This window comes from Micromonospora sp. NPDC047670 (assembly GCF_043204915.1).
Classification (GTDB): domain Bacteria; phylum Actinomycetota; class Actinomycetes; order Mycobacteriales; family Micromonosporaceae; genus Micromonospora.
Map to the genome: position 1 here is coordinate 1 of NZ_JBIDDA010000010.1, position 20,694 is coordinate 20,694.

Genomic DNA, 20,694 nt, shown 5'->3' on the forward strand with positions numbered 1-20,694 from the left:
GACTGGGACGACGACGAGCACGAGGTGCACCGCTGGTGCCGGCTGCTCGGCTGGTACGGGATCCCCGCCGACCGCGGCGACCTCGCCCTGCGCCGGCCGCCGGCGGGGGACACCCCGACCGGGGTCACCCTGCTGCACCCCGGCACCAAGATCATGGCCAAGCGCTGGCCGGCGGAGCGCTTCGCCGCGCTCGCCCGGGAGCTGACCCGGCGGGGGCACCGGGTGGTGCTGACCGGCAGCGCCGACGAGCGGGCGCTCGCCGAGCGGGTCGCGTACGCCGCCGGGCTGCCCGGCACGGCGGTGCTCGCCGGCCGGACGGGCCTGGCCGGGCTGGCGGCCCTGGTCGCGTACGCCCGGCTGGTGGTCTGCGGGGACACCGGCGTGGCGCACCTGGCCACCGGCTACGGCACCGCCTCCGTGGTGCTCTTCGGCCCGGTCTCCCCGGCGCTGTGGGGGCCGCCGCCGGACCGGCCCCGGCACCGGGTGTTGTGGGCCGGCGCACGGGATTGGCCGAGGTGGGACGGGGTAGGAAGCCATCCGACGTTGGCGGCCATCGGTGTCGACCAGGTAGTGGCCGCCGTGGACGAGGCGGAACAGGCGGTGCGGGTGTCCGGTGCGGTTGCGGCGTAGTGATCCGGGCAGGCCGGGGTACGGGCGTCGCCGGCGCGGCAAGGGCTGGCTCTTCCTCGACCCCTCCGGCGAGCCGGTCCGCGACCCGGGCGAGCTGGGCCGGCTGCGCGAGCTGGTGATCCCACCCGCCTGGCGGGACGTGTGGATCTGTCCCTACCCGAACGGGCACATCCAGGCCACCGGCGTGGACGCGGCGGGACGCAAGCAGTACCTCTACCACCCCGTCTGGCGGCAGAAGCGCGACGAGGCGAAGTTCGACCACGTGCTGGAGGTGGCCCGCCGGCTGCCGGTGCTGCGCGAACGGGTGGCGCGGGACCTCTCCGGCCGAGGGCTGAACCGGGACCGGGTGCTGGCAACGGTGACCCGGCTGCTGGACATGGGCATGTTCCGGGTCGGCAGCGACCAGTACGCCGTCGGCGACGACGCGACGTTCGGGGTGTCGACCCTGCGGCCCGAGCACGCCCGGTCCCGGGGCGGCTGCGTGGTGTTCGAGTTTCCCGCCAAGGGCGGCATCGAGCAGGTGCGCCGGATCGAGGACCCGGAGCTGTGCCGGGTGCTGACGAACCTGCGCCGCCGGCGACGCGCGGCCGACCGGCTGTTCGGCTACTGGGACGGCCGCGACTGGCGCGACGTGCGCAGCGACGAGGTCAACGACTACCTGCGCGACGGCAGCGGCGGGGAGATGACCGCGAAGGACTTCCGGACCTGGCACGCGACCGTGCTGGCCGCCACCGAGCTGGCGACGGCCGGGTCGCAGCGCTCGGCGACCGCCCGGAAGAGGGCGGTCGCGGCCGTGATGCGCGACGTCGCCGAACTGCTCGGCAACACCCCGACGGTGGCACGCACGTCCTACGTCGACCCGCGCGTGGTCGACCTCTACCACGACGGCGTGGTGGCCCCGGTCGACGGGCGGACCCCTCGCGAGAGGGCCGAGCGGATCGTGCTGGAACTGCTGGAAGACGCCTGACCGGCCCCGCCCTCGGTCCTGGGGGGAGAGCGGCGGGGCCGGGGTCCAGGACGCCGTCGGGGTGGTCACCGGGCGGCCGCCCGCCGCCTCTCTGGGCGGCGGGCGCCTCGCCACGGCCCCCGTTGACGCCCGATCCCGCTGTCGCCATCGGCTCGGAGGGGATCGGCCGCTTCGGATGTCAGTCTGCCTCGACCCGGTTGACCGTGGACGCCGTCGGGTTGACTTTCCGTGCCAGCTCCGCCTGACTGGCGCGCCATGCCTGCGGCGTCGTGCCGTGCACGGACCGGAACACCCGGCTGAAGTGTGCCTTGTCGGGGAATCCCCAGCGCGCCGCGATCGCCTGGATCGGGTGGTGGCGCAGGCCCGGGTCGGCCAGGTCGTGCCGGCATCGCGCCAGTCGCAGGTCGCGGATGTACGACGCGACCGTCGACTCCTCGGCCTGGAAGAGCCGGTGCAGGCTGCGCAGCGAGATGTGGTGCGCGTCCGCCACCATCTGGGGGCTGAGCGTCGCGTCCCCGAGGTGCCGCTGGATGTAGCCCTGGACCTGGGTCACCAGCGCGCGCCGGCGCACCTCGGTGGGCACGGCGTCCTCCGCCACCAGGTGCCGGCCGAGCATGGTGGACGCCAGGTCCAGCGCGATGGTGCCGAGCCGGCCGGCGTCGGCGGCATGATACTGCTCCGGGTGGTTGGCGACCTGGGCGAGGAAGTGCGCCAGCAGGGCGCCGATCCCCTCGGTGCCCGACATCCGGCCGCCGAGCAGGGGCGCCAGGCGGTCCGGCGGCAGCGGCAGCGCGCCGTGCGGGATGATCGCCACCACGGACCGGGCCGGCTCCCGGCCGCCGTCGTCGCCCAGGTGCGGACGCCGTGCGGGCGGGAACCGTCGTAGAAGGTGAACTCGCCGGGCCCCAGCAGGCTGCTCCGGCCGGCCTGGCTCGCCACGCCGTCGCCGTTGACGGTCAGCGCCAGCGTGTAGATCTCCGGATCCGACTGGCGCACCAGTTTCGGCGTCCGCACGCCGTCCAGCGACGGGTACCGGTAGTTGACCACCTGGATCGGGCCGAGCTCGATGATCTCGGCCCGCGCGGCGAAGTCGTGCGCGTGCTCCGTCCGGATGCGCAGCGGGGACGCCGTACGGGCCACCACGTCGAGCCACATGCCGAAGCGCTCGGCCGGCGGAACCTGCTCGGTGTCGATGGTGGTCCGCCGCAGCATGCCCGCCCCTTTCCGTCGCTCCCGCACGTCCATCGCCTCGACCCGAAGCGGCGTCACGTCTCACCCATCGGTCGTCGCGGGCCATTGTCGGCGACGCGGCGGGCCCTGGCCAGGGGGATCCGTGGTCAGCCCGCCGTCGCGCGGTCGCGGATCAGCGCCTCGACGCCGTCGAGGATCCGGTCGAGGCCGAACCGCCACTCCGCGTCGGCATCCCCGTCGGACTCCATCTCGGCGTCGGTCAGCAGCTCCCGGATGGCGGGGTAGGGGCCGTGCCGGGTCAGCCGGGCGAGCTGCTGCCAGTACCGCGCGCCGACGTCGTCCGGGCTGAGCTGCTCGCGTGCCGCCGCCTCGGACATGTCGGCGGTGAGCGTGGCCCAGTACCGGGCGTACCCGTCGACCAGCAGGATGGTCGAGAGCCGCTCGGTGCCGCGCAGGCCGGTGCCGCGCAGGGCGGCGAGCCCCTGCTCCATCCAGCGGACCCCGTTGGGGCCCATCGGCGGGCCGCTGACCGGCACCTGCCGGATCCAGGGGTGGCGGCGGATCGCCGTCACGGTGCCGTACGCCCAGCGGGCGACAGCCGGCCGCCAGCCCTCGTCCGGGCCGCGTGGCGTGGGTGGCTCCCCGTACGCGGCGTCGGCCATGAGTGTCAGCAGGTCGTTCTTGGCCGAGACGTAGCGGTACAGCGACATGGTGGCCATGCCCAGCTCGCCGGCGACCCGGCTCATCGACACCGCCGCCAGCCCGTCGGCCTCGGCCACCCGGATGCCGGCGGCCACCACCTGCTCGATGGTGAGGCTGCGCCGAGGGCCCTTGCCCGGGCGTTCCCGCAGGCCCCAGGCGAGCTCGATGCTCTCCGGCAGCTCGACGTCGGCGTCGCTCATCCCCACCCCCGTGCCTGTCCTTGACGGTCATCCTAGCTTCTGCGTATGGTCTACGCAGAACAGCGTATGGAATACGCAGAAGGCGGAGGGTGCGGGGTGATGGAGACAGCAGCGGTGGAGACCGTCGACCTCCGTAAGCGCTACGGCGGGGTGGCGGTGCTCGACGGACTGGCCATGCGGGTGGCCCGGGGCAGCGTGTACGCCCTGCTCGGCCCCAACGGGGCCGGCAAGACCACGACCGTGCGGATCCTGGCCACGCTCGCCGCGCCCGACGGAGGCGTGGCCCGGGTCGACGGCCACGACGTGGTCCGCGACCGGCGCCGGGTGCGGCGGGCGATCAGCCTCGCCGGCCAGCACGCGGCGCTCGACGACCAGCAGACCGGCGCGGAGAACCTGCGCATGATGGGCCGGCTGGTCGGGTTGTCCCCGGCCGCCGCCCGGCGGCGCGGCGCCGACCTCCTCGAGCGCTTCGACCTGGTGGCCGCGGGCGGGCGGCGGGTGGTGACCTACTCCGGCGGCATGCGCCGCCGGCTCGACCTCGCGGCCAGCCTGCTCGGCGAGCCGTCCGTGATCTTCCTCGACGAGCCGACGACCGGCCTCGACCCGCGCAGCCGGCAGGGCCTGTGGGAGGTGGTCGCCGAGCTGGCCGGCGCGGGGGTGACCGTGCTGCTCACCACGCAGTACCTGGAGGAGGCCGACCGGCTCGCCGACCGGATCGCCGTGCTGCACGGCGGCCGGCTGGCCGCCGAGGGGAGCGCGGGCGAGCTCAAGCGTCGCTTCGGCGCCCACCGGCTGGAGCTGACGACGCACGACGCGCGGAGCTTCGCCGAGGCGGCGCGCCGGCTCGGCGACCGGGTCACGCACCGGGAGCCGGACCGGCTGGAGCTGGCGGTGGCCACCGGCGGCGACGCGGCGGAGATCCGCCACCTGCTCGACCAGGCCGACCCCGACCGGCGGGGCCTCGCCCGCTTCGTCGTCCGCGAGGCGACCCTCGACGACGTCTTCCTCACCCTCACCGGCGACCCGGTGACCGCCCAACGGGAGGTGGCCCATGCCTGAGCTGACCCTGCGACCGACCCGCGTCGGCGAGGCGCTCGTCATGGTGGCGCGCTGCCTGCGGCTGTCCCGCCGCAACGTCGACGCGCTGCTCACGTCGCTGCTGCTGCCGGTGCTGCTGATGCTGCTCTTCGTCTACCTGTTCGGCGGCGCGATCGACACCGGCACCCGGTACGTCACCTACGTGGTGCCCGGCGTCCTGCTGCTCTGCGCCAGCTTCGGCGCGGCGACCACCGCCGTCAGCGTGACCACCGACCTGACCAACGGGGTCATCGAGCGGTTCCGCACCATGGACGTCAGCGCCACCGCGATCCTCGGCGGGCACGTCGCCGCCAGCATCGCCCGCAACACCGTCTCCACGGTGCTGGTGCTGGCCGTCGCCGTCGGCATCGGCTTCCGCCCGGCCGTGGACCCGCTCCGCTGGCTGGGCGCGTTCGGGGTGTTGCTGCTCTTCCTGCTCGCCGTGTCCTGGCTGTCGGCGGCGTTCGGCCTGCTGGCCCGCACCCCGGAGGCCGCCAGCGGATTCACCTTCCTGGCGATGTTCCTGCCCTACCCGAGCAGCGCGTTCGTGCCGGTGGAGACGATGCCGGGCTGGCTCCACGGCTTCGCCGACCACCAGCCCGTCACGCCCGTCATCGAGACGCTGCGCGCCCTGCTGCTGGGCAGCCCGACGGGCGCGGCGCCGACCCTGGCCGTGGCCTGGTGCCTGGGCATCCTGGCCGTCTCGGTGCCGCTGACGGCCGTGCTGTTCCGCCGCCGCGTGGCCTGAGCGCAGTCCAGTCCTGTCCGCCGCCGCGCGGCCCGACCGTTGTGCTGTCCCGCCGGCGGGACACGCGACGGCGGCACCGGAGAAAGGTCCGGTGCCGCCGTCGCGGTCGTGTCAGTCGTTGAGCACCTGGGCGAGCCGGTCGCGGAAGCGCCGCTCCGAGTCGCTGACCACGTCCCCGCCGAGGCCGAGGATGCCGCCGCTGGAGGCCGCGCCCACCACCTGCTCGGCGATCTCCACCAGCCAGTGCTTGTACGCGCCGGCCTCGCCCTCGTCCACCCTGGCGGCCAGCAGCGCCGCCGCCTGCTTGGCGCGGCCCAGCACGTCCTCCAGGTAGGCCCGCGGGTCGGACGGCTCGATGACCGGCAGCTCCTCGCCGGCCTCGGGGTCGCCCACCCGCGAGACGATCTCCCCGGCCACGGCGGCGACCAGCGGGCTGGCCGACTCCCGGCCGGCGGCGATGCACTCCAGCCCGGCCGCGTTCTCCGCCATGGTGCGCCGGGTGCCGTCGGACTCGGCGGCGCTCGCCGCGGTCAGCACCGACTGCGGCAGGCCCGCCAGCAGCCCCCACTCCTCGTCGGAGAAACCGAATCCGGTGTACGCCGGCTGCTCGATCACGGCAACGCCCCTTCCGCACTGAATCGCTCGTCGTCCACGCCCCGCCAGCGGAGCCCGGCTCAGGCTAGTCGAGGGTCAGCAGGCCCTGTTCGGACACCACGCTGACGGACAGCGTCTTGTACCCCACCTCGTCGAACAGAACCGTCATCCGGTCCTCCTCGTAGCTCAGCACGAGGCCGGGGCCCCACTCCGGGTGCCGGACCTGGCTGTGCACCGGGAAGGGCCCGACGGCGCCGTCGTCGGGGGTGCTGGTGCCGGCGTGGCAGTTGTCGCAGTGCCCGCAGACCTGGGTCATCTGCTCGCCGAAGTAGGCCAGCAGCGTCTGCCCCCGGCAGGCGGTGGTCTCGGCGAAGGCCCGCATCATGTCGGTACGCGACCGGGTCACGCTCTGTTGCCGCTCCGCCTCGGCCAGGGCCGCCGCGGCGGCGTCCACCGGCGTGGGGGAGTAGCGCGGCGCCCCGACGCGCTGCTTCGCCCGGGGCTCGGCCGCGCCGACCTGCTCCAGCAGGGCCAGGTACTGGCCGAGCTTGCGCGGGCCGAGGCCGGTGACCTCCCGCAGCTCCTTCTTGGTGCGCGCCTTCTTGCGCAGCAGCGCGGACAGGTCGCGCAGTTCCGTCGCGTCCGGCAGGCCGCCGCTGAAGAAGCGTTGCAGCCCGACGTCCTCGGCCTGCCAGAGCAGCAGCACCCGGGCCGGCGCGCCGTCCCGGCCGGCCCGCCCGATCTCCTGGAAGTAGCTGTCCGGCGAGTCGGGCAGCGCCATGTGGACCACCCAGGCGATGTTCGGCTTGTCGATGCCCATCCCGAACGCCGACGTGGCGACCATGATCGGCACCCGGTCGGCGAGGAACGCCTCGTGCAGCTCGGCGCGGGCCCCGGCCGCCATGCCGCCGTGGTAGTACTGCGCCGGGAACCCGGCGTCGGTGAGCCGGGCCGCCAGCTCCTCGGCGGAGCGCCGGGTGGGCACGTAGATGATGCCGGGCCGCGTGTCGTCGCGGAGCAGGGCGATCAGCCGCCGCCACCGGTAGTCCTCGGTCGGGCAGTGGGCGACCTCGAGGAACAGGTTCGGCCGGTCCAGCCCGGAGACCACCACCTCGGGCTCGCTCAGCCGGAGCCGCGCGATGATGTCGTCGCGTACGGGCGGGGAGGCCGTGGCCGTGAGCGCCACCACCGGGGGCCGGCCGATGCCGTCGATGAGGTGGCCGAGCGCCAGGTAGTCCGGGCGGAAGTCGTGCCCCCACGCCGAAATGCAGTGCGCCTCGTCGATCGCCACCAGCGCCGGCCTGAGCGACTTCACCTCGGCCATCCGGTCGGGGTTGGCGAGCTGCTCCGGCGTGATGAAGAGGAACTCCGCACGTCCGTCGCGGATCTCGGCGATCGCCTCCGCCTGCTGGGCGGGCGACTCGTCCGAACTGATCCGCACCGCGCGCAGCTCGGGCCGCTGCCGTTCGTTGAGGGCCGCGATCTGGTCCTGCTGGAGGGCGAGCAGCGGAGAGATCACCACGGTCGGGCCGGGGATCAGGCTGGCCGGGATCTGGTAGATCGCCGACTTGCCGGCGCCGGTGGGCAGCACCACCAGGGCGTCGCGGCGCTTCATCACCGCCCGCATGGCGGCCAGTTGGTGCGGCCGCAGCGCGGTCCAGCCGAAGAGGCTCTTCGCCGCGCGGCGCAGCGTCGTCGAGTGCGTGGACGGTTTCATCGAGGGCCGGAGGTACCCGCCGTGATCAGCGGCGAAACCGATCCCGGTGTGGCCTGGGCGACCCCGCTCGCGCGCCCGGGGCGGACCGGCCGGACGCCGGCCCGCCCGGCGACGGGGCGGCAGGGGGCGGGCGACGCCCCGGGCCCCGGCCGGGCGGGTGCGGGTTCGGCCGCGCCGGGGCCCGCGCCGTCGGCGGTGCCCCGTCGGGGCGGGCCGGTGCGCCGTCAACGCAGGCGGGGCAGCACCTCGCGCTGGTAGAGGTCGAGCAGGCCCCGCCAGTTCGGACCGGTGTTGGCGACGTAGACCTCGTCGAAGCCCGCCTTGGCGTACTCCTCGATCTTGGCCAGGTGCGCGTCGGCGTCCCGCCCGCAGACGAACGCGTCCTTCATCATCTCCGGTCGGACCAGCTCCGCGGCCTGCTCGAAGTGCCGCGGCGAGGGCAGCACCTGGGACAGCTCGCCCGGCACCCCGGCGTTCGGCCAGCGCTCGTACGCGATCCGCATCCCCTCCTCCTCGGTCTGCGCGTACGCCGCCTTGAAGCCGGCCTGGCACGGCTTGTCGCCGCCGCCGCCCTCGCGGAACCGGCGCACCAGCTCCGCGTCGGGGGACGTGTTGACGAAGCCGTCGCCGATCCGCGCCGCCAGGTCGACGGCCTTCGGGCCGAAGCCCGAGACGTAGATCGGCGGGGGAGCGTCCGGCAGCGTGTAGATCCGGGCGTGCTCGACGGTGTAGTGCTTGCCGTGGTGGTTGACGAAGCCGCCCCGCCACAGCTCGCGGATCACCTCGACGGCCTCCTCCAGCATCTCCAGCCGGACGTCGGTCTGCGGCCAGGCGTCACCGAGGATGTGCTCGTTGAGCGCCTCGCCGCTGCCCACCCCGAGCACGAACCGACCGGAGTGCATGACCGCGCTGGTGGCCGCCGCCTGGGCCACGACCGCCGGGTGGACGCGCACGGTCGGGCAGGTGACGGCGGTGGTGACCGGGAGCCGGCAGACCTGGCTGAGCGCGCCGATCACCGACCAGACGAAGGGGCTCTGCCCCTGCGCGTCGGTCCACGGGTGGTAGTGGTCGGAGATCCAGAGCGCCTCGAAGCCGGCCCGCTCGGCGCCGCGCGCCTGCTCCAGCAGCTCGGCGGGCGTGTACTCCTCGGTGGACAGGAAGTAGCCGATCCTCATCGTTCCCCCTCGCGGTGTCGTACCGGGTCCAACGAGGCAGGCGGTACCCCGGTGGCCGCCGTCGGAACCGGTCGTTCGCGCGGGCGCGGGTCAGCGCCGGAACATGGCGCGGATCGCGGCGAGCAGCAGCAGGCCGCCGACCACCAGGCCGAGCAGGCGTACGCCGGGGACGTCGGCCGGGCTCGTCGCGTCGGCGAGCAGCAGGGAATCCATCCCCGAACTGTCCCCAGTCCCGCCCCCGACGGCAACTGTAAGGTTTATTGACTATTCCTTCGCGCGATGTGACCATGGCAGCACCGCCCGCCGGTGGCGGGCCCGCCGGGCGCGGAGAAGACGGGGGTACGACGACCGCATGAGCCAGCGAACCATCAGCCACCACGCGGGCGGGCCGGCGTGAGCGGGCGCGACGACCGACCCCTGGGACCCGGCGGGGCGGCACCCCGCGGCGTGGCCGACGACCGCCGGCCGGTGGTCGCCGAGCGGGCGGCGGTGCCGGCGTGAGCGCCGGGAGCCTCGGGGCCCTGGCCGCCGCCGTCCTGCAACCCGGCTTCGTCGGCACCACCCCGCCGCCCTGGATCTGCCGCTGGCTGGGCGAGGGGCTCGGCTCGGTCGTGCTCTTCGCCCGCAACGTGGTCGACCCGGAGCAGGTGGCCGCGCTGACCGCCACCCTGCGCGCCGAGCGTCCCGACGTCGTCGTCGCCATCGACGAGGAGGCCGGCGACGTGACCCGCATCGAGTCCGCCCGGGGCAGCTCCCGGCCGGGCAACTTCGCCCTCGGCGCGGTGGACGACCCGGCGCTCACCGAGCGGGTCGCCGAGGACCTGGGCGCCGACCTCGCCGAACTCGGGATCACCCTGAACTACGCGCCGGACGCCGACGTCAACTCCAACCCGGCCAACCCGGTGATCGGCGTCCGCTCCTTCGGCGCCGAGCCGGCGCTGGTCGCCCGGCACACCGCCGCCTGGGTGCGGGGCCTGCAGGCCGGCGGGGTCGCCGCCTGCGCCAAGCACTTCCCCGGACACGGCGACACCCGCGTCGACTCGCACCACGACCTGCCCCGGATCACGGCCGACCGGGCCCGCCTCGACGCCGTCGAGCTGGCCCCGTTCCGGGCCGCCGTGGCCGCCGGGGTGCAGGCGGTGATGACCGGCCACCTGCTGGTGCCGGCGCTGGACCCGGAGCTGCCGGCCACCCTCAGCGCCCGGATCCTGGGCGGGCTGCTCCGCGACGAGCTGGGCTTCTCCGGCGTCGTGGTCACCGACGCCGTGGAGATGCGGGCGGTCGCCGACCGGTACGGCTTCGCCGGCGCGGCGGTGCGCGCCCTCGCGGCCGGCGCCGACGCGATCTGCGTGGGCGGGGAGCGGGCCGACGAGGAGTCGGCGCGGCTGCTGCGCGACGCCGTCGTGGCCGCCGTCGTCGCCGGTGACCTGCCCGAGGAACGCCTCGCCGAGGCGGCGAAGCGGGTCGGCCAGCTCGCCGCCTGGACGGTGGGCGCCCGCGCCGACCGCCGGCCCCGGCCCCGCCCCGGCCCGGGCGGCTCCGCGGTCGGGCTGGCGGCCGCCCGCCGGGCGCTGCGGGTCACCACCGCGCCCGCCGGCGTCGGCGCGCTGCCGCTGACCGGCCCCGCGCACGTCGTCGAGTTCGAGCCGCCGCGCAACATCGCGATCGGGCCGGAGACCCCGTGGGGCCTGGCCGCCCCGCTGGCCGACCTGCTCCCCGGCACCACCACCGCCCGCTACGCCGAGGCCGACGTGCCCGCCGACCCCACCGTCGGGGCGGCCGGCCGGTGCGTGGTGCTCGTGGTGCGCGACCTGCACCGGCACGCGTGGATGCGGGCGGCGGTGGGCCGCGCGCTGGCCGCCCGCCCGGACGCGGTCGTGGTCGAGCTGGGCGTGCCCGAGGCGGTCACCGGGGCGGTCCACGTCGCCACCCACGGCGCCACCCGCTCCGCCGCCCGCGCCGCCGTGGAGCTGCTGACCGGCCGCTGACCGGCCCGCCGGGTCGGTTCCCGCTACGCCCCGGGGACGACCAGGTCGGCGTACTCGGGGTGCCGGTCGATGAAGGCGGCCATGAACGGGCAGCGCGGCACCACCTTCGTGCCGCGCTCCCGCAGCTCGTCGAGGGTGCCCCGGATCAGCGCCGCGCCGACGCCCATGTTCTGGAACCTCGGGTCCACCTCGGTGTGGGTGAACACCAGCACCTCGTCGCGCGGCAGGTACGCGGTGAACCCGGCCAGCGCGTCGTCGACCAGGATCTCGAACCGGTGCTTGGCGGGATCGTCCTCGACCAGGGTGCTCACCCGGCCATTCTGCCCCCGTCGGCGGCGAGCCGGTCCAGTTCCGCGAGCAACCGGTCCACCTCCTCGGCGGTGTTGTAGTGGTAGATGCTGGCGCGCACCGCGCCGCCGCTGTCCCGCAGCCCCATCGCCTGGAAGTACTCGTAGGCGTAGTAGTCGCCCGCGGAGAGGCAGAGCCCGGCCGCGCCCAGCTCCTCCTGGGTCCGCCGCGGGGAGAGCCCGGCCAGCCGGAACGACACGGTCGGGCAGCGCCGGGCGGGGGAGCCGAGCACCCGGACGGCGGGCAGCGCCGCGAGCCCGGCGAGCAGCCGGTCCAGCAGCGCCTCCTCGTACGCCTGCGCGGCCGCGAGCCCGGCGCGCAGCCGCTCGCGGCGGCTGCCGGTGGCGGACGGGTCCAGCCCGGCGAGGTGGTCCACCGCGGCGGCGACGCCGGCCAGCAGGGGGAAGCTCGGCGTGCCGTACTCGAAGCGGTCCGGGACCGCGTCGGAGGAGGGCAGCAGCTTCGCCGGGCGCAGCCGCTCCCACGTCGCCGGCGCGGCCACCATCGCGGCCAGGTGCGGCCCCGACCACTTGTAGGCGCTGGTGACCAGGAAGTCCGCGCCCAGCGCGGCCAGGTCGGTGGGGCCGTGCGGGACCGAGTGCACCCCGTCGACACAGACCAGCGCGCCGGCGGCGTGCGCGGTCTTGGCGATCGCCGCCACGTCGGGGACCGTGCCGATCGCGTTGCTGCCGGCGGTCACCGCGACCAGCCGGGTCCGCTCGCCGAGAAGGTCCGCGTACCGGTCGGCCGGCAGTTCCCCGGTGTCCCGGTCGAACTCGGCCCAGCGCACCGTCGCGCCGGCCGCCTCGGCGGCCTGCACCCACGGGCGGACGTTCGCGTCGTGGTCGAGCCGGGAGAGCACCACCTCGTCGCCGGGGCGCCAGCCCGCGCCGAGGGTGCGGGCCAGCGTGTAGGTCAGCGCCGTCGCGCTCGGGCCCAGCACCACCCCGTCGGGTCGCGCACCGAGCAGGTCGGCCACCGCCGCGCGGGCTGCGGCCACCAGCTCCAGGGACCGTCGGCCGGGCGCGAACGCCGCGCTGCGGTTGCCCACCGCCGCGCGCATCGCGTCGGCGACCGCGTCGATCACGGGCGCGGCGGTCTGCGTGCCCCCGGCCCCGTCGAGGTGGACGAAGCCCTCGGCCAGGGCGGGGTAGGCGGCCCGGGTGCGGGCGATGTCGAACGGCATGCCGGGGACCCTAGCCCCGCCGGCCGCCACCGGCGCGCCGTCCCCCGGGCGATGGGTTCCCGAGCCGCGGCGGGCCGGGCCGGCCCCCGGCGCCGACCGCCCGGCCGATGATCATCGCGCTGCCGGTGTCGCGGGCGTCTCGTACCCTTGGCGGCGTGACGAACCGACGCGTTGACTCCCCGCTGATCCCCACCCGCCGGGCCGCCGGCCTGCTGGCCGGCCTGGCGCTCGGCGTCGCCCTGCTGGCCGGCTGCAGCTCCGAGGGCGCCAGCACCGACTGCGGCCTGGACGCCTGCACGGTCACGTTCGACCGGGGCGTCGACGCCCGCGCCACCATCCTCGGCGTGGAGGCCAAGCTGGTCGGCGCGCAGGGCGACCAGGTGACCGTCGAGGTCGCCGGCGAGCAGGTGTCGCTGACCACCGGCCAGCAGGCCACCGAGGTAGGCGGCTTCGCGGTGACCCTGGACAGCGTCACCGACCAGGAGGTCAAGATCCGGGTGTCGAGGAACCCCGGCAACTGACCCGCCCCGGGCGGCGGTGGCCGACGTTTGGGGATCTCCGCATTCGGAGATTGTGGCGCCATGTCACTCACCCGGAACGCCGAAGCCACCGCCTCCCGCACGGCGAACAGCAGGTGGCTGGAAATCCTGGCCCGAGTCGGTTTCATCGGCTACGGCATCGTGCACCTCCTGTTCGCCTGGCTGGCGTTGCAGATCGCGTTCGGGAAGCCCGCCGACGACGGGGACCAGTCCGGCGCGCTGCGCACCATCGCCGCCCAGCCGCTGGGCAAGTTCCTCGTCGCCACGATCGCGGTCGGCCTGCTCGCCATGGCGATCTGGCAGGCGTTGGAGGCGGCCGTCGGGCACCGCGCCGAGCGCGGCAAGGAACGGGTCTGGGAGCGTCTGGCCTCGCTCGGCCGGACCCTCGTCTACCTCTACTTCTCCTGGACGGCCTTCAAGGTCTTCAAGGACGCCACCTCCAACAGCGCCGACCAGCAGGAGGCGCTGACCGGCAAGGCCATGGAGTCCTCCGGCGGCCGCTGGCTCGTCGGCCTGGCCGGGCTGGTCCTCGCCGTGATCGGCGTCGGCCTGGTGATCTACGGGCTGGTGAAGCGCTTCGAGAAGCACCTCAAGAGCGGCGAGATGGGCCCCGAGACCCGGCAGCTCGCCCGTCGGCTCGGCATCGCCGGCTACGTCGCCAAGGGCGTCGCGTACGGCATCGCCGGCCTGCTGATCATCCTGGCCGCCCTGAACTACGACCCGGAGAAGGCCCGGGGCCTGGACTCCGCGCTGCGCACGCTGCGCGACCAGTCGTACGGCCAGCTGCTGCTGACGCTCGTGGCGCTCGGCATCGGCGCCTTCGGTCTCTTCTGCTTCTTCCAGTCCCGGTACCGGAAGGTCTGAGCCTGGTCGATTCCGGCGGGACCGGGCATCATTGGGCCTTTGTGCCCGAAGCGCCACCGCCCGGTCCGAAGGAGGAGAGAGTCTGTGCAGAGCTACCTCGGAACGATCGTCGCCGCGCTCGCCGCGGCGGCGATCGCTCTGTTCGTGGTCGAGGTCGCGCACCGGGTGGTCCGGCGGCTCGGCCGGCGCTCGCTGCTGCTGACCGAGCTCACGGAGCACGCGCACCGGTCGATCCAGGTCGCCGCCACCGTCCTCGCCGTGCAGTTCGCCGTCCGGCTCAGCACCGGCTACGCGGTCGGCGAGCAGTGGCGGCGGGTGCTGCTGCACGCGCTGGTGCTCGGCGTGATCGCCAGCGTCGCCTGGCTGGTCGCCTCGCTGCTCGTGGTGGCGGAGGACACGGCGCTGGCCCGCTTCCGGGTGGACGTGCCGGACAACCGGCACGCGCGGCGGGTCCGGACCCAGGTGGTGATGCTGCGCCGGCTGACGATCGCGGTGATCGTCGTGCTGGCGGTCGGCGTGATGCTGATGACCTTCCCGGCCGTACGCGGCATCGGCGCCGGCGTGCTGACCAGTGCCGGTGTCGTCGGTGTGGTCGCCGCGCTCGCCGCGCAGAGCCTGCTGGGCAACGTCTTCGCCGGTTTGCAGCTCGCCTTCAGCGACGCGGTGCGCCTCGACGACGTGGTGGTGGTCGAGGGGGAGTGGGGCCGGATCGAGGAGCTGACCCTCAGCTACGTCGTGGTGCAGATCTGGGACGACCGGCGGCTGATCCTGCCCACCTCGTACTTCACCAGCAAGCCGTTTCAGAACTGGACCCGGACCGAGGCGGCAGTGCTGGGCACCGCCGAGTTCGACGTCGACTGGGCGATCCCGGTGCAGGCCATGCGGGAGGAGCTGCGTCGCCTGGTGGAGAGCAGCGAGCTGTGGGACGGCCGGGTCTGCGTGCTCCAGGTGACCGACGCGACCGGCGGCATGATCAAGGTGCGGGCACTGGTCAGCGCGGCCGACGCCGGCAGCCTGTGGGACCTGCGCTGCCTGGTCCGCGAGCACCTGGTCGCCTGGATCCGCGACCACCGGCCGACGGCCATGCCCCGGATGCGCACCGAGATCGGCGACGCGGAGAGCAACCTGCCCTGGCAGTGGGTGCGGCCCCGGCGGCCGGTGCGCCGCCTCGCCGACGGCGAGGTGCCCGACGACGCCCGGGTCTTCGGCGGCAGCGACGACGGCGACGCCCGCAGCGAGGCGTTCGTCGGCCCCGACGAGCCCGCCGAGGCCCGCCGCTGACCCGCCACTGCGCGCGCCACCGGAGCCCCCGCCGAGGCGGGCCGCTGACCACCCTTGCGCGCCCCACCGGAGCCCCCGCTGCCCCGTGCGCCGGGGGCTCCGCCGTTCCCCGGTCCCCGCCGCCGCTCTCCTGCCTTGCGGCCCTGCCCTGCCGGCTCGTCGGCGCGGTGTCCCGCCACCGGGGCGTGGCGGCACGGTGCCCACCACAACCGCGTGGGCGGAGTCGGGCGCGGGGTCGTGACCTGTGGGGGGGTGGGGGCGGTTGGAGGTGTGGGTGGTTGGTGGCCCGCCCGGGGGCGGTCGGGTGGACCGCGGCGGCTCGGGAAGTTTGACCGGGCGTTTCGTGGGGACCTGCTGCGCGACGCTTCTGCACCTCCTCCCGCGCGCCGTCCGCCGGCACGAGGGACGCGGCGGCGCGGCTCACCGGCCGCCGCGCGCAGGATTGACGGGCGGCGACTCCGGGCATACAGCGCGGTGATGATGAAAGGAGGACAGCATGGCTGACGTGGCGAACGCCCGCACATCCCGCACCGGGAGCGAGCCGTCCACCGCCGAGCTGGTGCAGCGGGCCACGGAGCAGGTCTCCCGCCTGGTCCGCGACGAGCTGGCCCTGGCCCGCGCGGAGCTGACCCAGAAGGGCAAGCACGCCGGCATCGGCATCGGCCTCTTCGGCGGCGGCGGGGCGCTGGCGCTCTACGGCCTGGGCGCCCTGGTCGCCACCGCGATCCTGCTGCTCGATCTGGTGCTGCCGGCCTGGGTGGCGGCCCTGATCGTCGCGGTGGTGCTCTTCGCGATGGCCGGCGTTCTCGCCCTGGTGGGCAAGAAGCAGGTCAGCCAGGCGGTCCCACCGGTGCCGGCGGCCACGGTGCGCAGCGTCCGGGCGGACGTGGACACGGTCGCCGCCGCGGTGAAGGACAGGGGACGGGCATGACGACGGGCAACGGCCGGGGCAGCGGTGACACCGAGGCCCTCCGGGAGGAGATCCGGCGGACCCGGGTCGAGCTGGGCGAGACCGTGGAGGCGCTGGCCGCCAAGGCCGACGTCAAGGCGCGCCTGAGGTCGTCGGCCGACCAGGCGAAGGAGCGGATGCGGGAGCAGGCCGCGCACACGGTGGCCCGGGTGCGCGGGCAGGCGGCACAGAAGGCCCAGCTCGCCCGCGGGCAGGCGCAGGAGAAGGGCGCGGTCGTCCGGCGCAACCCGACGCCGTTCGTCGCCCTCGCGGCCGGCGCGGTGGCCGCCGCGATCGTGCTGATGATCGTTCGGGGGAGGCGCAGGTGAGCAGGAGCATCGGGAAGGCCGCGTACAAGCCGGTCGGCGTGCTGATGGGCATCGCCGCCGGTACGGTCGCGGGCGTGATCTTCCGGCAGGTATGGAAGCTGACGGCGGGCGACGGCGAGGCGCCCAGCGCCACCGACGAGGACCGCGGCTGGGGCGAGGTCCTGGCCGCCGCGGCGTTGCAGGGCGCCATCTTCGCGGTCGTCCGGGCTGCCGTCGACCGGGGTGGCGCGGTGGGCGTACGCCGGTTCACGGGGAGCTGGCCGGACTGACCGGACAACGACGATAGGCCCTTGCGCCGTGGCCACGGTGCGGGGGCCTTTCGCATGGGGGTAAGGGCCCGCCCAGCGGATCTTCGGCATCCGTCAGGTCACATGTCGAAGAAATTCGTCCGGTAGGCTGTGCAGAGTTTTCGCTACGTGGTTTGCTGTTCCACGCTGTTGAGAGATGGCGTGGGTTGAGTGAAGTCTCCTTCGTGGGGGCCGCCTCAGGCACCGCTGCTCGAAAACGGCCAATCGGCCGCACGGCGTGCTCGGCCGCCAGTTTTAGAAGGAGATACACATGGCGCAGGGAACCGTGAAGTGGTTCAACGCAGACAAGGGCTTCGGCTTCATCACCGTCGACGGCGGGGGTGCTGACGTGTTCGTCCACTTCTCGGCCATCCAGACCAGCGGCTACCGCACGCTGGAGGAGAACCAGCGGGTGGAGTTCGAGATCGCCCAGGGTCAGAAGGGTCCGCAGGCCGAGCAGGTCCGCCCCATCTGAGCGGTGCCGGTCGGCAGCCGCCGGCCAGTGGGTGATCCGGCGCCCGGATCACAGCGAAGCCCCGTATCCCGCCCGGGATGCGGGGCTTTCCGCGCGGCGGGACGCGATGCCGGACGGCGGGACGCGATCCGGGCGGCGGTCCCGCCCGGGCCGGCTGGGGCTTTCCGCGCGGCGGGACGCCGGCGCCCGACGGCGCTCAGCGGCGCCTGCGGGCGCGCAGCCCGAACCAGAGCACGACCAGCCCGATCAGGACGACGACCGGCCCGAGGACCGCCCAGATCCGCTGGTCGGTCATCACGCTGCCCTCGACGTAGCCGAGGCCCTGCACCGTCCAGACCGCCCCGCCGACCACGGCGAGCAGCCCGAGCGTGAGCGGCAGCCAGCCCTTCATCGCGATTCCCCTCCGTCGGTCCGCGCCCCGGTCGTGCCCTCCGCGACGCCCCGCCCGGCGTGCCGCCGGCTCACCACCGGTCGTGCACCCGCGGCCGGACCAACTCGTCGTAGACCGCCGCCACCGCCGCGCGCTCCCCTTCGGACAGCGGCGCCTGGTCGGCCACGGCGGCGTTGCGCCGGGCCTGGGCGGCGTCGCGGGCGCCGGGGATGACCACGGTGACACCGGGCTGGTCGACGACCCAGCGCAGCGCGAACTGGGCCATCGTGCGCTCGTCGCCGACCAGCGGCGCCAGCCGGCGCACGGCCGCCAGACCCAGGTCGAAGTCGACCCCGGAGAAGGTCTCGCCGACGTCGAACGCCTCGCCGTGCCGGTTGTAGCTGCGGTGGTCGTCGGCGGCGAAGGTGGTGTGCTCGTCGTACCGCCCGGAGAGCAACCCGCTGGCCAGCGGAACCCGGGCGATGATGCCGACGCCGGCGGCCGCGGCGGCCGGCAGCACCCGCTCGATGGGCTTGTGTCGCAGCGCGTTGAGGATGATCTGCACGCTCGCCACGCCGGGCCGGCCGATCGCGGTCAGGGCCTGCTCGCAGGTCTCCACGCTGACCCCGTAGCCGGCGACGCGCTCCTCGGCGACCAGGGTGTCGAGGGCGTCGAAGACGGCGTCGTCGGCGAAGACCGCGCTCGGCGGGCAGTGCAGCTGCACGAGGTCGAGGACGTCCACCCCGAGGTTGGTCCGGGACCGGTCGGTCCATTCGCGGAAGCGCGCCAGGGTGTACGCCTCGGGCGTCTGCGCGACCCGGCGGCCCATCTTGGTGGCCACGGTCAGCCCGGCGTCGGGCCGGCTCCGCAGGAACCGCCCGATGAGCTGTTCGCTGCGCCCGTCGCCGTAGACGTCGGCGGTGTCGAGGAAGGAGACGCCCGCCTCGACGGCGGCGGTCAGCACGGCCGTCGCGTCGGCCTCGCTGACGGTGCCCCAGTCCGCCCCGAGCTGCCAGGCGCCCAGCCCGACCACCCCGACGTGCCGCCCCAGCCGGGGGAAGGTGCGCTGCTCCATGCCACCGAGCCTAGTGATCGGCTTGTGGGGGCGCGCGCCGGGCCGTACGGTCAACAAGACGGACGTACGGTTTGGGAGGTTGCGATGTGGGATCCGACGACCTATCTGCGCTACGGCGACGAGCGCTCCCGACCCTTCCACGACCTGCTCGCCCGGGTTCCGGCAGAGCGGCCGCGCGCGGTGGTCGACCTCGGCTGCGGGCCAGGCAACCTGACCGTGACTCTGGCCGAGCGCTGGCCGGACAGCCGGGTGGCGGGCCTCGACTCCTCGGCGGAGATGATCGCGCGGGCGGGTGCCACCGCGTCCCCGGTCACCTTCGCGGTGGGCGACGTCCGCGACTGGCGGCCGACGCCCGACGTGGACGTGGTGGTCAGCAACGCGGTGCTCCAGTGGGTGCCCGGCCACCGGGAGCTGCTCACCCGCTGGGCCCGGGAGCTGCCCGCCGGGGCCTGGCTGGCCGTGCAGGTGCCGGGCAACTTCGACGCGCCCTCGCACCGGGCCCTGCGCGAGGTCGCCGGCCGGCCGGCGTGGCGGGCCCGGGTGGCCCCGCTGCTGCGTGAGGCGCCGGTCGACGACGCCGCCGGCTACGCCGAGCTGTTGACCGGTGCCGGCTGCGCGGTGGACGCCTGGGAGACTACCTACGTGCACCTGCTGCCGGCCCGCGCCGACGCGGACCACCCCGTGCTGACCTGGATGGAGGGGACCGCGCTCCGGCCGGTCCGCACGGCCCTGGACGCCGCCGGCTGGTCCGACTTCCGGGCCGAACTGGGCGTACGCCTCGCGCAGGCGTACCCGGTGCGGCACGGTCAGGTGTGCTTCCCGTTCCGACGCGTCTTCTTCGTCGCCCGCACCGGCGCCCGTGCAGAGGAGAATCCGTGACCGACCTGCAAACCTTCATCGCCGGACTGCCCAAGGTGGAACTGCACGTGCACCACGTCGGTTCCGCCTCGCCCCGGATCGTCGCCGAGCTGGCCGCCCGTCACGAGGGCCGCAGCCCCGTGCCGGCGGATCCGGCCGCGCTCGCCGACTACTTCGCGTTCCGCGACTTCGCGCACTTCGTCGAGGTCTACCTGAGCGTCGTGGACCTGATCCGCGACCAGGAGGACGTCTGGATCCTCACCCACGAGGTGGCCCGCGAGCTGGCCCGCCAGCAGGTCCGCTACGCCGAGCTGACCGTCACGCCCTATTCGCACGTGCACCGGGGGATCCCCGCTCCGGCGTTCTGCGAGGCGATCGAGGACGCCCGCAAGCGGGCCGAGGCGGACTTCGGCATCGAGCTGCGCTGGTGCTTCGACATCCCGGGCGAGGCCGGCCTGCCGGCGGCCGAGGAGACCCTGCGGATCTCGCTGGAGGAGCGCCCGGACGGGCTGGTCAGCTTCGGCCTGGGCGGCCCGGAGATCGGCGTGCCCCGGCCGCAGTTCAAGCCGTACTTCGACCGGGCCCGGGCGGCCGGGCTGCGCTCGGTGCCGCACGCCGGCGAGACCACCGGCCCGCAGACGGTGTGGGACGCGCTGCGCGACCTCGGCGCGGAGCGGATCGGGCACGGCATCTCCGCCGCGCAGGACCCGGAGCTGCTGGCCCACCTCGCCGAGCACCGGATCGGCATGGAGGTCTGCCCGACCTCCAACGTGCGCACCCGGGCGGTCGCCACGCTGGAGGAGCACCCGCTGCGCCGGTTGGTCGACGCCGGACTGCTGGTCACCATCAACTCCGACGACCCGCCGATGTTCGGCACCACGCTCAACGACGAGTACGCCGTCGCGGCCCGGCTGCTCGACGCGGGCCCGGAGGGACTGGCCGCGCTGGCCCGCAACGCGGTGACCGCCTCGTTCCTGGACCCGGCGGGCAAGCAGCGGATCAGCGCCGAGATCGACACCTACCTGGCGGCCGCCCCCCGCTGACCGGGGCCAGGGCGGTCGCGGCCCGCCGAGTGGGGGAGCGAGCGACCGCCATCCGCTGGGCGGGAAGAGAAAGGGTGTGGCGCGCGGCGGGAGCGGGTGTG

General features: G+C 74.8%; 24 protein-coding genes and 1 pseudogene. 14 read left to right on the forward strand and 11 right to left on the reverse strand.

The features are described from left to right. Together ACGF7U_RS22640 and ACGF7U_RS22645 are read left to right on the forward strand one after the other, a co-directional pair. Positions 1-630: glycosyltransferase family 9 protein (locus tag ACGF7U_RS22640; protein WP_393109645.1), on the forward strand; the 630-nt coding region annotated here is incomplete at its 5' end. Further along, positions 614-1,597, forward strand: a complete 984-nt coding sequence (locus ACGF7U_RS22645) for a DNA topoisomerase IB (protein WP_393109647.1) — start codon at positions 614-616, stop codon at positions 1,595-1,597. The genes ACGF7U_RS22640 and ACGF7U_RS22645, both read left to right, overlap by 17 nt. A 178-nt stretch (positions 1,598-1,775) precedes the next feature. On the opposite strand, the gene ACGF7U_RS22650 is transcribed toward ACGF7U_RS22645, so the two are convergent. From ACGF7U_RS22650 to ACGF7U_RS22660, 3 genes and pseudogenes are all read right to left on the reverse strand, one after another. After that, positions 1,776-2,414, reverse strand: coding sequence for a helix-turn-helix domain-containing protein (locus tag ACGF7U_RS22650; protein WP_393109649.1), 639 nt, complete (start codon positions 2,412-2,414; stop codon positions 1,776-1,778). A 98-nt stretch (positions 2,415-2,512) separates the two neighbouring features. Beyond that, a pseudogene (locus ACGF7U_RS22655) lies at positions 2,513-2,842 on the reverse strand (AraC family transcriptional regulator); the annotation flags it as partial. Positions 2,843-2,934: 92 nt separating this feature from the next. Beyond that, complete coding sequence (locus tag ACGF7U_RS22660; RefSeq protein ID WP_393109651.1) at positions 2,935-3,690, reverse strand: TetR/AcrR family transcriptional regulator; 756 nt, start codon at positions 3,688-3,690, stop codon at positions 2,935-2,937. Between the two features lie 99 nt (positions 3,691-3,789). On the opposite strand from ACGF7U_RS22660, the gene ACGF7U_RS22665 reads away from it, so the two are divergent. Both ACGF7U_RS22665 and ACGF7U_RS22670 read left to right on the forward strand, forming a co-directional pair. Further along, a complete protein-coding gene (locus tag ACGF7U_RS22665) occupies positions 3,790-4,749 on the forward strand; it encodes an ATP-binding cassette domain-containing protein (protein WP_393109653.1) in 960 nt (319 codons plus the stop codon). Further along, positions 4,742-5,515: an ABC transporter permease gene (locus tag ACGF7U_RS22670; protein ID WP_393109655.1), complete on the forward strand. Its 774-nt coding sequence runs from the start codon at positions 4,742-4,744 to the stop codon at positions 5,513-5,515. Before ACGF7U_RS22665 ends, ACGF7U_RS22670 begins: the two co-directional genes overlap by 8 nt. Before the next feature lie 111 nt (positions 5,516-5,626). Here the strand turns inward: ACGF7U_RS22670 and ACGF7U_RS22675 are convergent, their stop codons facing one another. The 4 genes from ACGF7U_RS22675 to ACGF7U_RS22690 all read right to left on the reverse strand — a co-directional run bounded on the left by ACGF7U_RS22675 (position 5,627) and on the right by ACGF7U_RS22690 (position 9,214). After that, positions 5,627-6,130, reverse strand: coding sequence for a hypothetical protein (locus ACGF7U_RS22675; RefSeq protein WP_393109657.1), 504 nt, complete (start codon positions 6,128-6,130; stop codon positions 5,627-5,629). A 64-nt stretch (positions 6,131-6,194) separates the two neighbouring features. After that, the gene (locus ACGF7U_RS22680) at positions 6,195-7,826 is read right to left on the reverse strand and encodes a RecQ family ATP-dependent DNA helicase (RefSeq protein WP_393109659.1); all 1,632 of its coding nucleotides are present in this window, start codon (positions 7,824-7,826) and stop codon (positions 6,195-6,197) included. Positions 7,827-8,050: 224 nt separating this feature from the next. Next, a complete protein-coding gene (locus tag ACGF7U_RS22685; RefSeq protein ID WP_393109661.1) occupies positions 8,051-9,001 on the reverse strand; it encodes a TIGR03557 family F420-dependent LLM class oxidoreductase in 951 nt (316 codons plus the stop codon). A gap of 90 nt (positions 9,002-9,091) precedes the next feature. Next, the gene (locus ACGF7U_RS22690; protein WP_393109663.1) at positions 9,092-9,214 is read right to left on the reverse strand and encodes a hypothetical protein; all 123 of its coding nucleotides are present in this window, start codon (positions 9,212-9,214) and stop codon (positions 9,092-9,094) included. A gap of 284 nt (positions 9,215-9,498) precedes the next feature. On the opposite strand from ACGF7U_RS22690, the gene ACGF7U_RS22695 reads away from it, so the two are divergent. After that, positions 9,499-10,989 (forward strand): glycoside hydrolase family 3 protein, encoded by a 1,491-nt coding sequence (locus tag ACGF7U_RS22695; RefSeq protein ID WP_393109665.1) that lies wholly within the window; start codon positions 9,499-9,501, stop codon positions 10,987-10,989. 23 nt (positions 10,990-11,012) lie between these two features. Here the strand turns inward: ACGF7U_RS22695 and ACGF7U_RS22700 are convergent, their stop codons facing one another. Both ACGF7U_RS22700 and ACGF7U_RS22705 read right to left on the reverse strand, forming a co-directional pair. Then, positions 11,013-11,300 carry a GNAT family N-acetyltransferase gene (locus ACGF7U_RS22700; protein ID WP_393109667.1) on the reverse strand — a complete coding sequence of 96 codons (288 nt, stop codon included), beginning with the start codon at positions 11,298-11,300 and terminating at the stop codon, positions 11,013-11,015. Then, positions 11,297-12,523, reverse strand: a complete 1,227-nt coding sequence (locus ACGF7U_RS22705; RefSeq protein ID WP_393109669.1) for a cysteine desulfurase-like protein — start codon at positions 12,521-12,523, stop codon at positions 11,297-11,299. The genes ACGF7U_RS22700 and ACGF7U_RS22705 overlap by 4 nt, the downstream gene beginning before the upstream one ends. 155 nt (positions 12,524-12,678) lie before the next feature. Here ACGF7U_RS22705 and ACGF7U_RS22710 point away from each other — a divergent pair, with 155 nt between their 5' ends. The 7 genes from ACGF7U_RS22710 to ACGF7U_RS22740 all read left to right on the forward strand — a co-directional run bounded on the left by ACGF7U_RS22710 (position 12,679) and on the right by ACGF7U_RS22740 (position 17,247). Next, a complete protein-coding gene (locus tag ACGF7U_RS22710) occupies positions 12,679-13,044 on the forward strand; it encodes a hypothetical protein (RefSeq protein ID WP_393109671.1) in 366 nt (121 codons plus the stop codon). A 60-nt stretch (positions 13,045-13,104) separates the two neighbouring features. After that, a complete protein-coding gene (locus ACGF7U_RS22715) occupies positions 13,105-13,926 on the forward strand; it encodes a DUF1206 domain-containing protein (RefSeq protein ID WP_393109673.1) in 822 nt (273 codons plus the stop codon). Positions 13,927-14,010: 84 nt separating this feature from the next. Further along, positions 14,011-15,207, forward strand: coding sequence for a mechanosensitive ion channel family protein (locus tag ACGF7U_RS22720; RefSeq protein ID WP_393109675.1), 1,197 nt, complete (start codon positions 14,011-14,013; stop codon positions 15,205-15,207). A gap of 496 nt (positions 15,208-15,703) precedes the next feature. After that, entirely contained in the window at positions 15,704-16,138 is a 435-nt protein-coding gene (locus tag ACGF7U_RS22725) for a phage holin family protein (RefSeq protein WP_393109677.1), read from the forward strand. Beyond that, complete coding sequence (locus ACGF7U_RS22730; RefSeq protein ID WP_393109679.1) at positions 16,135-16,485, forward strand: DUF3618 domain-containing protein; 351 nt, start codon at positions 16,135-16,137, stop codon at positions 16,483-16,485. Before ACGF7U_RS22725 ends, ACGF7U_RS22730 begins: the two co-directional genes overlap by 4 nt. Beyond that, positions 16,482-16,754 carry a DUF4235 domain-containing protein gene (locus ACGF7U_RS22735; RefSeq protein ID WP_393109681.1) on the forward strand — a complete coding sequence of 91 codons (273 nt, stop codon included), beginning with the start codon at positions 16,482-16,484 and terminating at the stop codon, positions 16,752-16,754. Before ACGF7U_RS22730 ends, ACGF7U_RS22735 begins: the two co-directional genes overlap by 4 nt. Before the next feature lie 289 nt (positions 16,755-17,043). Beyond that, positions 17,044-17,247: a cold-shock protein gene (locus ACGF7U_RS22740; protein WP_007075740.1), complete on the forward strand. Its 204-nt coding sequence runs from the start codon at positions 17,044-17,046 to the stop codon at positions 17,245-17,247. A 196-nt stretch (positions 17,248-17,443) separates the two neighbouring features. Here ACGF7U_RS22740 and ACGF7U_RS22745 read toward each other — a convergent pair whose 3' ends face one another. Continuing rightward, the gene (locus ACGF7U_RS22745) at positions 17,444-17,638 is read right to left on the reverse strand and encodes a hypothetical protein (RefSeq protein WP_393109683.1); all 195 of its coding nucleotides are present in this window, start codon (positions 17,636-17,638) and stop codon (positions 17,444-17,446) included. A 70-nt stretch (positions 17,639-17,708) separates the two neighbouring features. Beyond that, on the reverse strand, positions 17,709-18,692 hold the full coding sequence (locus ACGF7U_RS22750; protein WP_393109685.1) for an aldo/keto reductase: 984 nt from the start codon (positions 18,690-18,692) through the stop codon (positions 17,709-17,711). Between the two features lie 84 nt (positions 18,693-18,776). Here ACGF7U_RS22750 and ACGF7U_RS22755 point away from each other — a divergent pair, with 84 nt between their 5' ends. Both ACGF7U_RS22755 and ACGF7U_RS22760 read left to right on the forward strand, forming a co-directional pair. Beyond that, on the forward strand, positions 18,777-19,571 hold the full coding sequence (locus ACGF7U_RS22755) for a trans-aconitate 2-methyltransferase (protein ID WP_393109687.1): 795 nt from the start codon (positions 18,777-18,779) through the stop codon (positions 19,569-19,571). Then, positions 19,568-20,593: an adenosine deaminase gene (locus ACGF7U_RS22760; protein ID WP_393109689.1), complete on the forward strand. Its 1,026-nt coding sequence runs from the start codon at positions 19,568-19,570 to the stop codon at positions 20,591-20,593. Before ACGF7U_RS22755 ends, ACGF7U_RS22760 begins: the two co-directional genes overlap by 4 nt. The last annotated feature ends 101 nt before the right edge of the window (positions 20,594-20,694 follow it).